Annotated in this window: 9 protein-coding genes; 5 read left to right on the top strand and 4 right to left on the bottom strand. The window is 64.4% G+C overall.

Features of this window, described 5'->3' with window-relative positions:
• Positions 1-455: 455 nt before the first annotated feature.
• Positions 456-1,391 carry a LysR family transcriptional regulator gene (locus FM113_RS08490; RefSeq protein WP_369676692.1) on the bottom strand — a complete coding sequence of 312 codons (936 nt, stop codon included), beginning with the start codon at positions 1,389-1,391 and terminating at the stop codon, positions 456-458.
• A 171-nt stretch (positions 1,392-1,562) separates the two neighbouring features.
• Between FM113_RS08490 and FM113_RS08485 the strand changes: the two genes are divergently transcribed.
• Positions 1,563-5,120: a bifunctional proline dehydrogenase/L-glutamate gamma-semialdehyde dehydrogenase gene (locus tag FM113_RS08485; protein WP_087013528.1), complete on the top strand. Its 3,558-nt coding sequence runs from the start codon at positions 1,563-1,565 to the stop codon at positions 5,118-5,120.
• Positions 5,121-5,244: 124 nt separating this feature from the next.
• Complete coding sequence (gene putP, locus FM113_RS08480; protein WP_087013525.1) at positions 5,245-6,744, top strand: sodium/proline symporter PutP; 1,500 nt, start codon at positions 5,245-5,247, stop codon at positions 6,742-6,744.
• Between the two features lie 9 nt (positions 6,745-6,753).
• Here putP and FM113_RS08475 read toward each other — a convergent pair whose 3' ends face one another.
• Together FM113_RS08475 and FM113_RS08470 are read right to left on the bottom strand one after the other, a co-directional pair.
• On the bottom strand, positions 6,754-7,854 hold the full coding sequence (locus tag FM113_RS08475) for a sensor histidine kinase (RefSeq protein WP_087013522.1): 1,101 nt from the start codon (positions 7,852-7,854) through the stop codon (positions 6,754-6,756).
• Positions 7,851-8,528, bottom strand: a complete 678-nt coding sequence (locus FM113_RS08470) for a response regulator transcription factor (protein WP_087013518.1) — start codon at positions 8,526-8,528, stop codon at positions 7,851-7,853. Before FM113_RS08470 ends, FM113_RS08475 begins: the two co-directional genes overlap by 4 nt.
• A gap of 160 nt (positions 8,529-8,688) precedes the next feature.
• Here FM113_RS08470 and FM113_RS08465 point away from each other — a divergent pair, with 160 nt between their 5' ends.
• The gene (locus tag FM113_RS08465) at positions 8,689-9,156 is read left to right on the top strand and encodes a DoxX family protein (protein ID WP_176387132.1); all 468 of its coding nucleotides are present in this window, start codon (positions 8,689-8,691) and stop codon (positions 9,154-9,156) included.
• A gap of 77 nt (positions 9,157-9,233) precedes the next feature.
• Complete coding sequence (locus FM113_RS08460; protein WP_254908926.1) at positions 9,234-10,397, top strand: low temperature requirement protein A; 1,164 nt, start codon at positions 9,234-9,236, stop codon at positions 10,395-10,397.
• A gap of 21 nt (positions 10,398-10,418) precedes the next feature.
• Here the strand turns inward: FM113_RS08460 and FM113_RS08455 are convergent, their stop codons facing one another.
• Complete coding sequence (locus tag FM113_RS08455; protein ID WP_176387131.1) at positions 10,419-11,066, bottom strand: response regulator transcription factor; 648 nt, start codon at positions 11,064-11,066, stop codon at positions 10,419-10,421.
• A gap of 416 nt (positions 11,067-11,482) precedes the next feature.
• Here FM113_RS08455 and FM113_RS08450 point away from each other — a divergent pair.
• Positions 11,483-13,076: ATP-binding protein (locus tag FM113_RS08450; RefSeq protein ID WP_140393316.1), on the top strand; the 1,594-nt coding region annotated here is incomplete at its 3' end.

Here is a 13,076-nt window from a genome sequence, read left to right as displayed (position 1 = left end):
CCGGCCGCGTCACGATCGACCGACCACCCAGCCGAGTCAGATTCAGCACCGACCCGGCACCACCCAAGCAACGAGATGAACGGCCAAACCCACCGGCCGAAGACCCGCACGCACCACACCCGTTCTGAGCCCTGAGCCCTCAGCTCGGAGCTCTGCGCTCTGCGCTCTGCGCTCTGCGCTCTGCGCTCTGTGTTCTGTGTTCTGTGTTCTGTGTTCTGTGTTCTGTGTTCTGCGCTCTTCGCTCGGAGCCCGGCGATCTGGCGACTACGTACGGACTGATTCTCCTGGACAAGTGAGGCACGTCGGTTCGACCTCCGCCTTGCAGTTCTCGGATACTGCGGGTACCCGGCTTGCTGCGCACCTCACCCGGGAAGAGAACTACTGGGCGTGTTTCTCCCAGAGAGTCCATCCTGTGCGTGACCGTGGTGGGTACACCCGCAGACGGCGGGTCTGTACTACGAGCGTCCCGGCGAAGGGGGAGTAGGGGTCCGAAGCGGGAAGGTGTGGGCGGCCGCTGCCGCGGCGAGCGCTTCGCGCACCGCCGCGAGCGCCGGGTGGGCCTCCTGGGAGGCTCGCGCCGAGCTGAACACGCTGCGATGCGGGGCGCCAGGAAGCTCGAGAAGCCGAACGTCACTGCCGGCGTGCACGAGTCCGGGGAGAAAGCCGGCCGCGTTTCCTGTGGCGATGAGGCGCTCGTGTGCCTGAAGATCTGAGGTTTCGTATCGGACTTCGGGCTCGAAGCTTGCGGCGCGGCACGCCTGCTCGCCCCAGTCCCGCGTGGCGGTGCCCGAGGGTTCCATGACCCAGGGCAGTTGGGCAAGCTCGTCGATTGTGGTGGCGGCATCGAAACGGACGTCGCCTGCGCCCTCCGGGGGGAGCGCAAGGAAAATCGGGTCGTTCACGAGCGGGACGCGGTCCAGGCCGGGAAGGTAGCTGCGGGAATGGCCTGGATACTCCTCCGCGATTACGAGGTCGACGCCGCGGGCAGAGGTTTCCCGGAGCGCTTCGCCCGGCTCCCACTGCACAATTTCTAGGCGCAGCTTGGGATGCTGCGCGCGGAGTGCGCGTAGCGCCGGGGGCGCCAAGGCGAGGAATGCGGATTGGAATACGGCAATCCGGATCGTGCCGCGTACCTCGTCGCGGGCACGGTGCAGATTCGCCTCGGCGCGTTCGAGACCCGCGAGGAGCTGCTCTGCCTCTGCTGCGAGGACCTCCCCAGCTGCCGTCAGGGCAACACCGCGTCCTGCTTTGCGGAGCAGCTGAGTGTCGGTTTCCTGTTCGAGCAGACTCAACTGCTGAGAGACCGCAGACGGACTGTAGTTCAGCGCCTCTGCCACGGCACGGATCGTACCGCGGGTCTGCAGCTCTCGGAGGAGGCGAAGCCGTTTCATGTCGAGCACGGTGCGTGGTCCTTTCGGTCGGCGTCGACTCAGCTCAATCGTTAAGAAGATCTCATCTATATCAGTCAATTGCTCGCGCTTTACTTCATCATAGGGGCGCGCGACACTGACTGGTATCCCTCCGCTGGCCGCTGCTGCCGGTATCACCGAGAAAGGCCTCATGTGAACCACTCTGCTGTTCGCCCCCAGGAGCTTGCTGACGCTGCCGTTGCCCTGACCCGGAAGTGGGCCGCGACTGCGGCGACGATTCCCGCGGATTCATCGGCCGAGCTCTTGGCCGGCGTGCTCCGAGACCCACACGGGCTCGACTTCACGGTTGGCTTCGTGGACGGCGTGGTCCGGCCAGAAGATCTCAGCGTGGCCGCGGCAAAGCTTGCCGATCTGGTGCCGCTGACCCCCGGATTTTTGCCGGGGCCGATGCGGGCCGCGATTCGGCTCGGTGGAGCGCTCGCGCGACCGTTCCCGGGGCTTGTGGTGCCCATTGCCCGTCGGGTGCTACGCCGGATGGTCAGCCACCTCATCATCGATGCGAGTGAGACGAAGCTGGGACCGGCGATCGCAAGGGTGTCTCGGGACGGGGTTCGGCTGAACGTGAACCTCCTAGGTGAGGCGATCCTCGGTGAACGCGAGGCTGAGCGTCGTCTCTCGGGCACACACACGCTGCTTGCCCGTGATGACGTTGACTATGTCTCGATCAAGGTGTCCGCCACGGTCGCCCCGCACAACCACTGGGGCTTCGAGGAGGCAGTTGCGCACATCGTTGGCCAGCTCGTCCCGCTGTTCGAGCGCGCCGCTGCGGCATCGCCACGTAAGTTCATCAATCTCGACATGGAGGAGTACAAGGACCTCGATCTCACCCTCCGTGTCTTTACCCAGATCCTCGATCGACCCGAGTTCCGGGACTTGGAGGCCGGGATTGTGCTGCAGGCCTACATGCCCGACGCGCTCGGTGCCATGATCCGCCTGCAGGATTGGGCCGCCGCTCGGGTGGCGCAGGGAGGCGCAGCGATCAAGGTGCGGCTCGTCAAGGGTGCCAACCTCCCGATGGAGCTTGTGGATGCCGCCCTCCACGGCTGGCCCGCTGCGACCTGGGGAACAAAACAGCAAACCGACACGAGCTACAAGGCCGTGCTTGACTACGCCCTGACTCCCGAGCGTGTGCACAACGTGCGCGTCGGGGTCGCGGGGCACAACCTCTTCGACATCGCACTTGCCTGGGTGCTTGCCCAGGCGCGGGAGGCCGCGCACGGAATCGAGTTCGAAATGCTGCTCGGGATGGCCACGGGACAGGCCGAGGCGGTGCGGCGTGATGTCGGCTCGATCTTGCTCTACGTACCCGTCGTGCACCCCGCAGAGTTCGACGTCGCGATCGCGTACTTGATCCGACGCCTCGAGGAAGGCGCGAGTACCGAGAACTTCATGTCGGCGGTGTTTGAGTTGACCGACAACTCGGCGCTCTTTGCGCGTGAGGAGGCCCGATTCCGCGCCTCGCTCGATGCTCTTGCCGCGATCACCGGCGACGGGGAACCGGCGCACTTCACGGTCCCATCACCGAACCGCGTGCAGGACAGGCGCGTGGGCACCGTCGAGGGTCGTGAGAACCGCGTCGAGCAATGGGTGATCGCCGGTCGCACCGGGCACTTTGAGAACGCCCCTGACAGCGATCAAGATCTGCCGGGTAACCACGAATGGGCGCGCGGGATCGCGCAGCGCATGGTGTCCTCGGATCTTGGTCGAGATCAGGTTGCCGCGGCCCATGTTGACGCTGAGGCTGAGCTCGATGCGATCCTGGAGCGCGCCCGTACAGCCGCCGAACCGTGGCAGGCTCTCGGAGCCGAGGAACGTTCCCGGATCCTGCACCTGGCGGGGGAGATTCTTGAAGAACGCCGGGCCGATCTGCTGGAGGTGATGGGTGCCGAGTGTGGCAAGACCCTCGACCAGGGCGACCCCGAAGTCTCCGAGGCCATCGACTTCGCACACTACTACGCGATGCTCGGGCAGCAGCTCGAACTGGTCGACGGCGCGCAGTACCGGCCAGTGCGCCTCACCGCGGTCGTCCCGCCGTGGAACTTCCCGGTCGCGATCCCCGCGGGTGGGGTGCTCGCGGCCCTCGCCGCCGGATCCGCCGTGGTCATTAAGCCAGCCTCCAACGCCGCGCGTTCGGGTGCGGTCATGGTGCAGACGCTCTGGGACGCCGGGGTACCCCGCGACGTGCTTCAGCTTGTACAGTTCCCGGATCGCGCCCTGGGTTCACGCTTCGTCGCCGATCCTCGAATTGAGCGACTCATTCTGACCGGGGCGTACGAGACGGCAGAGAGTTTCCGCGCGCTCCGTCCGGAGCTTCCGATTCTCGCGGAAACGAGTGGGAAAAACGCGATTATTGTCACGCCGAACGCCGACCTGGATCTGGCCGCGCGTGATGTTGTGCAGTCCGCGTTCGGCCACGCCGGGCAGAAGTGTTCCGCGGCGTCGCTCGTGATCCTCGTCGGTTCTGTGGCGAGTTCTCAGCGGTTCAGAGGACAGCTCATTGATGCGGTGCAGTCGCTGAGAGTCGGCACCCCCGAGCAGCTGGACACACAGCTGGGTCCCGTCATTGCGGCACCGAGCGGGAAACTACTGCGCGGTCTCACGAAACTTGGGTCGGGGGAGAGCTGGCTCATCGAACCGCGCCCCGTCGCAAGCGAAAGCCCGTTGTCCCGGGATCGGGAGGGCGCGAACAGCCTGTGGAGCCCCGGTGTCCGGGAGGGCGTGAAGCGCGGGTCTGAGTACCATCTCACCGAGTACTTTGGGCCGATCCTGGGCATCATGAGTGCCGCCAACTTGGACGAGGCTATCGACCTTGTGAATGACACCGATTACGGTCTCACGAGCGGACTGCACTCACTCGATCGTGCGGAACAGGCACTCTGGCTCGACCGGGTCGACGCGGGAAATCTCTACGTGAATCGCGGCACGACCGGTGCCATTGTGCGCCGCCAGTCCTTTGGCGGATGGAAAAAGTCCGCGATCGGACCCGGCACCAAGGCTGGCGGCCCGAACTACCTGCACGCTCTGGGGAACTGGGAAGACGCGCCCGTCTCGGGAGATCTCCCCGCGCCCCGCCACGCGGTGGCGGGGGTGCTGCGCGCGGTGGGTGCGTCCCAACTCGCGGAGTCTGAACTACGTTGGCTTCACAGTGCCGCAAGTTCCGATGCACGCGCCTGGGATTCCGAGTTTGGGGTGGCGCGTGACGACTCCGCGCTCGGTGTGGAACGCAATGTGTTCCGCTACAGGCCCGCCACGGTCACGATTCGAATCACGGCCGACGCCCAGCTGCACCACGCGGTACGGACAATTCTGGCGGGGATCGCCGCTGAATCCCGTGTGAGCGTCAGCAGCGGACAGGAACTCCCCGAAGCGATTATGCGGGCCTGCGCGCAGGCGGGAGTCCGGGTATCGGTCGAGGATACGGCAGCCTGGGAGGCTCACGTGCGTCGCTTGGTAGACGCCCGGGGGCCTGAGATCGGTGCGCGGATTCGGCTGGTGTCGGGCGTGGCACGCGAGGCAGAGATGGGGGTCATCACCCGCGCCTCCAGGGGCACGCCGGATCTCGCCGTCTACGGCGGCCCGGTCGTGTCCGCCGGCAGAGTGGAAATGCTGCCCTTCTTCCGGGAACAAGCAGTCTCGATGACTGCACACCGCTTCGGGACTCCGATCTCCGTTTCGGCCGACCTCATGTAGTGCCGACCTCATGTAATGCCGACCTCATGTCGTGCCGAACAGCTCGTAGTTGTGGGGAAAACCACAGTTCATCATCCGTCGATACACCGTCCGCCACTGTGGCGGACCACACAGGAGGACAACGATGTCTGATCACACTTGGCTCTTCATCGCAGTGGGCGCGTACTTCGCGGTATTGCTCCTCATTGGATACCGGGCATTCAGAAAAACGAGTGGCCACGAGGGCTACATGCTCGCCAATCGAAGCCTCCCGCCCTGGGTAGCTGCCCTCAGCGCGGGGGCCTCCGATATGTCAGGCTGGCTCATCATGGGGTTGCCGGGCGCGGTGTATCTCGCGGGGTTGATCGAGGCCTGGATAGCGATCGGTCTCACGATCGGTGCCTACCTGAACTGGCTGATCGTGGCACCTCGGCTCCGGGTGTACACGGAGGTCTCGCGGAACTCGATCACTGTCCCGAGCTTCTTCGAGAATCGACTCCGAGATCGCACCCATATTCTGCGCACAGTCTCCGGCATCATCATCGTCGTGTTCTTTACGCTGTATATCTCGTCAGGCATGGTGGCGGGAGGCGTCTTCTTCGAGTCGGCCTTCGACGGTGACTACCTGACCGGCATGATCCTGGTCACTGTCGTGACCCTCGCCTATACGATGTTTGGCGGATTCCTCGGAGCGTCGCTGACCGACGTGCTTCAGGGACTGATGCTTGTCATCGCGATCGTCGCGCTCCCCATCATCGCGGTGATCTCCGTCGGGGGCGTCGGTGAGGCAATGGCGCTCGTTGGGTCTCTGTCGCCCACTCACTTCGACCTGTTTGGCGGGACGGGCGCCACCTCAGCGACGATCATTGGTATCGCGTCAGGTCTGGCATGGGGGCTCGGCTACTTCGGGCAGCCACACATCATCGTGCGGTTTATGGCGCTGCGCGACACCCGGGACGCGAAGAGTGCCCGCCGGATCGCGCTCGGCTGGCAGGCCCTCTCGCTCGCCGGGGCGGTCTTTGCGGGGCTTGTGGGTGTCGCCTACGTGGCGCAGAACAACATCGATCTTGCCAACCCGGAGACCGTGGTCCTGGTGATGGGGCAGACGCTCCTGCACCCGCTCTTCGCTGGCCTGGTGCTTGCGGCGGTGCTCGCGGCCATCATGAGTACGTTTTCCAGTCAGCTCATCGCGACATCATCGGCGCTTGTAGAGGATCTCTACCGTGCGTTCGCGAAGACGCGGCCGTCAGAGAAGACGTTGGTGCTGCTGGGCAGGAGCGGCGTGCTTCTCGTCGCGATTGTTGCGGCAATTCTCGCGCTGAGCCCGAACGACTCCATTCTGGGACTCGTGAGCTTCGCGTGGGCTGGCTTTGGTGCGTCCTTTGGGCCGATCGTCATCCTCAGTCTCTACTGGCGCAGGCTCACAAACTGGGGGGCGATCGCGGCGATGGTTGTCGGTGCGGTGACGGTGTTCGCCTGGGGCGCCGCATCGGGCGGCATCTTCGACCTCTACGAGCTGCTCCCCGGTTTCATCTTCGCGACGATCACCGCAGTCCTCGTGAGCCTTGCGACCTACACGAACAATAATGAGATCCAGCGCGAGTTCACCGAGACCGGCGCGCTCCTCGTGCCGCGTGGCAAGTGAGCGGAGCATTCAGCCGACGTGGGTTTCCGTATCCGCGCGGAGGGGGAGTCGCATCACTGTCTCGTAGCCTCCGTCTCGCGTTGGTGCGGAAACAACCGTACCGCCGAGTATCTGCGCACGCTCGCGAAGTCCGATCAAACCGAGTCCCGCGCCAGGGAGCGCAAGTGACGGGGCCCGCGCCGGTGCGTTTGTCACGCGCACCTCGACGGCGTCCTCTCCGAGTGTGCCCGTCACCGTAACTGGGCTCCCCGGTGCGTGCTTCCGCGCGTTTGTCAGTGATTCCTGAACTGCCCGAAATACCGCTCGCTGTACCGGGATCCCCAGAGTGTCGGGGAGGTCCAGATCCACGGAGACGGGCAGATCCGATGCCGCAATGAGGGCGGGGACATCAGCAAGTGAGGGTTGGGGTGCGGGGACAACAGGTGCCCGTTCGCCCACTCGAAGCACGAGCAGCATTGTGCGGAGCTCCTCAAGGGTCGCGACGCAGAGTTCGCGTATGGTTCGCGCCCCGGCGTGTGCTGCCGGATCGCGGGTGCTGACCTGCAGCGCCCCCGCCTGCACCGCCATGAGGCTGACCTGGTGGGAGACCACGTCGTGCATTTCGCGAGCCAAGGCTTCGCGTTCCGAGCGCACCGCGGTGGCGGCTGTCTGGGCGCGCTGCTCCTCATGGACCGTGCGGAGCTCAGCGAGACTCTGCACCAGCCGTCGCCGGGTTGCCCCGAGAATGCCGACCGCGGCAGGCGCAATCGCGAACATCGCGGCCGTCGTCACGAGTGCTACGGGGTGCAGCGGATACGGGCCCGTCAGCTGGCCGATCAGGCCGGCGGCAAAGACTCCGAACACGGCAGTCACGAGCACCGCAGTTGATCCTCTCCTGCTGGCGAGGGCGTACACCGCGACGACAGCTGCGACTGTCGCGCAGCCAAAGAGGAGGCCGGGAAGCGTCAGGATGACCGCGATCGCGGGGGTCCGGTGGCGCAGGAGCAGGCCCGCGGCGGCCAGAAAGGAGAGGGCACTCGCGAGGGGGGCGGAATCCAGGAGCGTCACCGCGGCCTCCGCGGAAGTCGCGAGCAGAATCAGCGCCGTACACGCGCTCGAGGAGAGTCTCACCGGGTCGGTTCCGCAGTGAGGATGTCGGCACGCGCCGCGATCAGTGCTGCTGGCACGCGGCCGGTGACCCGCAGTTTCGCGAGAATTGCTGAGACGTGATCCTTCACCGTTCCTTGGCTGAGATGGAGTGCACGCGCAATCTCCGCATTCGAATCGCCCCGTGCCAGCTGTCGGAGCACGGAGACCTCGCGATCTGTGAGCGTGTCGACGAGCGCCGCCGCCTCGGGGTCTGCGCCGCCAGCACGAATTGCGGTGCGCATTCGGTGCGCCGGGGATCCGGCGAGCACTACTCCGCCAGCTGCCGCCGTGCGCACAAAGTGGGGCAGATGCTCAGGGTCCGTGTCCTTCAGCAAGTAGCCAGCGGCCCCAAGCTCAAGTGCGGTACGCACGGTGTCGTCCATATCAAACGTCGTGAGCATCACGACCTGGGGCGGATCCGGCAACGTCCGCAGGTGCCGGAGTACCGTGAGTCCGTCTGGTGCAGGCATACGGATGTCGAGCAGCACCACTGACGGCCGATGTGTGCTGACGAGATCCGCTGCAGCGCCGCTGTCGCCGACCCCCACCACGCGAATGTCATCCGCAGCCTCAAGGATCAAGGTGAGGCCCTGTCGGACGAGCGCCTCGTCGTCGATGATGACCACCGAGATTGTCGCGTCGCGTAGCTCATGCATGAGGACAGGATAGGGGGCTTGTCCTGGGAGCTGGCGGGTGTTTCTGAGGTTCCGGCCACCCGGCGGGGCGCTCCAGCCGTCCGGCGGGTACCGCGGCCGTAGCGCACCCGACAACCTTGACGTGATGGGTGCCACAGGTTGCGCCCGCAGAAGGAGAACCATGAGCCGTACGCACGCCCCTCACCGCAATTCCTCACGTGTGTTTGATCGTGGTGCCCTCGGCACCGAAGATCTGGGGCGGCTATCGCTGCGCCTCGCGCTTGGCGGGGTTCTGCTCGCCCACGGACTCCAGAAATTCACGGTCATGGGCGTGGACCAGGTGGGTCAGTTCTTTGCCTCGCTTGGCCTCCCCGCTCCCGAACTCGCTGCGGCGCTTGTATCCACGCTCGAACTTGTCGGGGGTGCCGCGCTTGTGCTCGGAGTGCTGGTCCGGCCCATTGCGGTGCTTGCGGCAGCAGAACTTGCGGTTGCCTCTCTGACTGCGCACACAGGGTTTTTCGCGGACGCGGGCGGGTGGGAACTCCCCGGCGTCATTGCGCTCTCGCTCCTCGGCCTCGCCCTGCTGGGCGGCGGCAAACTGACAGTGCTCGGTGCGCTGGTGCGTCGCATTCCGCCCCTGTTGCGCTGAGGGCACCGTTCCCTCGCGCGTGGCGCGCCGGGGCGGGAGTATGATCGCAGGGCGGCGAGAGCGGGGAGGTGGCACAGATGAGTGCACAGCCAGTGATGGCAATCGGGTTGCAGCGCATGCTGGGCCGGAGCCGGCATGAGCCACACCGGGTCGCCAGCCCGCTCGAACTGTTCTTCGACCTCGTCTTTGTGGTCGCGGTCTCGCAGGCCTCCCAGAACCTGCACCACGGGATTGTTGCAGGCCACGCCGCGCAAGCGACGCTGTCCTACGCGATGATCTTCTTTGCGATCTGGTGGGCGTGGATGAACTTCACCTGGTTTGCGTCCGCGTTTGACACCGATGACTGGCTCTATCGCAGCATGACGATCCTGCAGATGGGCGGCGTTCTCGTGCTCGCCGCAGGGGTCCCGAGCGCGATGTCCGAGGGCACCTGGACGCTTGTCACCTTCGGCTATGTGGTCATGCGGGTCGCCATGATCGGGCAGTGGGTGAGGCTCGCGGTCTCCGACCCCGCTCACCGCGCCGTGGCGCTCCGTTTCGCCGCGGGGATCGCCGTGGTGCAGCTTGTGTGGGTGGTGCGTCTCGCGTTTCCGCCAGAGATGCAGCTGTGGTCCTTCTGGATCGCGGCGCTCCTCGAAATGCTCGTCCCGATCTGGGCGGAACGCCGTCAGCGGACACCCTGGCATCCGCACCACGTCGCCGAACGATTCGGGTTGTTCACCCTGATCCTGCTCGGGGAGAGTCTGCTGGCATCCGCGAACGCAATCATTGACGCCGGGTCGAAGGTGGAGGCGTCGTCCGGGTTGATCGTCCTCGCCGTCACGGGCTTGCTCATTGCCGCGGGAATGTGGTGGATGTATTTCGGTTTCGATCAGGGAGACCAGATGGCCGCGTCGCGAACCGGTTTTGGCTTCGGTTACGGGCACTACTTTCTCTTTGCGGCTGCTGGTGCGGCGTCGGCAGGAATCGAGGTCGAACTTGACCTCATCACCGGAGAAGCGTCGTATCTTCCAGCCTCTGCGGCGTCGGCGGCGCTCGCCGTGCCCGTAGCGCTCTTCATTGTGTCGGTGTGGGGGCTACTGTTGCGGAACCGAATGACGGCGCGCGCCAGCTTCGTATTTGTGGCCACTGCGGCGATCATCTGTGCCTCAATCGCCGTGCCGCTGTCGACGGTCACCGTAGCTGCAGTCTGCGTCGTCGTTGCCGTTGTTACCGTGGAGCAACAGCGTTCCCGCGCATGACGCGCCCACTGTATTGAGCAATCAGGTTTCTGTCTCGGTCTGTGCGGACGGATCCAGGTACCCTTCCGTCCAAGCGATTCGACCGAAGTCGAGTTTTGTTCTCACCTGTACGCCGTTGGCGGAGTATTTCTTCTTGATTCGGTCCAGGTATTGTTTTGCGGTTTCGGGGCTGATCGCCATCTCTGCACCGACCTGTTCGAGTGTGAGCCCCGAGGCGTACAACACGAGTGATCGTTCCTCTTGAACACTGAGCTGAGGGCGCGAGGAATCTCCCGCAATCACGGCTGCGAGTTCCGTGGACATCCAGCTTTCGCCGCGCGCGCAGGCATGCACGGCAGCCAAAACGTCTGACTCGGAGTCGCGTTTCCCGACGACCCCGGTCACCCCGGCACGCACGATTCGGCGTACAAGTAGCGGGGATGCCAGCGCGGAAAAGACGAGGATGCGCAACCCGGCACCCAAGAGTCGCTCAACCACCCCGACGTCGACGCTCGGTTTGCGATCCACCATGAGGTCGAGGATCAATAGGTGTGGTCGGGAACTGGCTGGGGCCTCACGCACCCAAGTCGTAAATTCTGGTGCCGATTCGCCGCTGAATACGATCTCGAATGATCCGTCTGTACGCAGGAGCTCTTCGGTTCGGGTGCGCTGCAGAACATGATCTTCCACGATGGCCACACGACATTGTGGCGTCCCTATTTGATCCATCTGTCCCACTCTCTGACGTGGCGCTGGTTGCGCTCTCAGATCGTACGACACCAGCGAGTCAGGTGGGTGACGCGCGAATGCGGTCAGCGGGGAAGTTTGTGCGGGTCACTCGTGCGGTCTCGAGTGGGGATACTTCAAAACCGCACGAGTGGATACAGCCGTCTGCGCGTCACAAGTGATGAACAGACACAGCGAATCGCAATGATTCACTCGTCCATACGCGCAAAGCTTGTACGGACATTTGATTGTACGATCGTGGCAGGTCGCGTGGTGACCCCCGTATGTGGGTCACCTGTCGTGTGCGTTGTGGACGCGGGCTCCCCGGACCTTGCTATGTTCAACACATCCGCCTTTCTGAGACCGAGGACCTGTTCCAGATGACCGCACTCCTGTCCCCACTTGTGCGCGACCTCAGCTCGCCGAGGCCCGGTTGGGCCGAGACGTCGCTGCATGAATCGATGCGACGAGTGACCCTCGGGTTGATCGCGGTCTGGCAACTCGTGATGAGCTGTGCTGCGGTGGTGTCGCTGGGGTGGAGCGCGTGGCCGCTCCTTCTCTTGCACGCAGCGCTCGCACTCCTCGCCGTCCTCGCGCTACTCAAGTTCCGTCGAATGACCCTGTGGCCGCTCCCACTGGGAATGGCTTACTTGGGACTGCTTGACTATGTGTGGAGCGGAGATCTTACTTCGGTGCTTGTATTTGCCGCGTGCTGGCAGATCAATTTTGCGAGTTGTGCACTGGGCTTGATTCTGTTCCGCTCCATTGTGACTCCACTCGTGCTTTGTGTAGCCATCACGGTGAGTGCCGGACTGCTCGCATGGCTCCCTGGATGGGGTGCTGACCTCCCAGTCTCGATTATCGTGACACAGTCAGCGATCATCTTGGCGCTGCGCTTTGGGCTGCCGGCACTATTTGCACTTGCTCGGCACGCCGATTCAGAGGAGCGGGTGTTGGCGGAGGCCACTGAACGTGCCGAGATCGCGCATCGGACGGGTGTCCAGATCGCAGAGGATGCTCGCGTGCTGCATGACACGGCGGTCAACACGCTGGGTGCAATCGCGAACGGGGGAGCGGGAACTGCAGACCCCCAACTTGTGCAGGACCAATGCGCCCGGGATCTCACAGTTCTCAGCAAACTCCAACAGGATCGGGTGGCACCCTCGCAAGCAGGTGAGTCCCTGCTAGAGGCCCTGTCGTCAGCCTGGATCTCGGTGGAACGGACGGGCATCGCTGACAGCGAAGTCGCACAGATTCTCCGACGCGAGGATCCGCGGACCGTTGTGGGCTTTTCTGGCGCGCTGCGAGAAGTTCTGACAAACGCCGGAAAACACTCGCGCGCACCCGTCGCGCAGGTGCACCTGAGCCGCTCGGCATTCGCCTTCGTCGCTGAGGTGCGAGATGAGGGTGTGGGTTTCGACTCTGACACAGTCGCGAATCGAGGGTTGGCGCATTCGGTGCGTGCACGGGCTGAGGAACTCGGGTTCTTCGTCGACATCCAGTCGTCTCTCGGAGGTGGGACTCGGGTCCGGCTGACGCTCCCGCTCGGTGCCACAGCTGCGACGACTGAAGAGGTGCCCGACGAGACTGTCCGAGTGAACCGAACGATCTCGTCCCTGCTCCACCGAGCTGGACTGCTCTGGGCCGTGGGCGTGACCGGTGTGAGCGTGATTCTGAGCGCGGTAAACGATGCGAACTACCACGTGTCAACGCTCCTCATGCTCCTCGGAATGGTGTCTTCCTGGGTGCTGGCCCGGAGGTCGACGTTAGAGCCCGCCGGTCGACTCCGCCTCAGCATGCTGGTCATTGCTCCCGGCGCGATCTTCTGGTGCGCGGCGGCGACCGTGGGCTTTGGTGATACCCACGCGATTCATTGGCAGGCGCTGGCTCCGACCGCGCCATTCGTGCTGGTACTCTCCATGAACCGTCCCGGGTTCTCTGCCGCTTCCTTTCGAGTTGAAAGGATGGCGTCAT

This window comes from Leucobacter sp. 7(1) (genome assembly GCF_900163635.1).
Taxonomy (GTDB): Bacteria; Actinomycetota; Actinomycetes; order Actinomycetales; family Microbacteriaceae; genus Leucobacter.
Note: the sequence above shows the minus strand (reverse complement) of the source record. Positions and strands in the feature narration are given on the sequence as shown.

What these genes read in the sequence shown, in the direction of transcription:
- FM113_RS08490 (WP_369676692.1), bottom strand. Translation starts at nt 1,391, where the DNA reads ATGAAACGGCTTCGCCTCCTCCGAGAGCTGCAGACCCGCGGTACGATC.
- putP (WP_087013525.1), top strand. Translation starts at nt 5,245, where the DNA reads ATGTCTGATCACACTTGGCTCTTCATCGCAGTGGGCGCGTACTTCGCG.
- FM113_RS08460 (WP_254908926.1), top strand. Translation starts at nt 9,234, where the DNA reads ATGAGTGCACAGCCAGTGATGGCAATCGGGTTGCAGCGCATGCTGGGC.
- FM113_RS08465 (WP_176387132.1), top strand. Translation starts at nt 8,689, where the DNA reads ATGAGCCGTACGCACGCCCCTCACCGCAATTCCTCACGTGTGTTTGAT.
- FM113_RS08470 (WP_087013518.1), bottom strand. Translation starts at nt 8,528, where the DNA reads ATGCATGAGCTACGCGACGCGACAATCTCGGTGGTCATCATCGACGAC.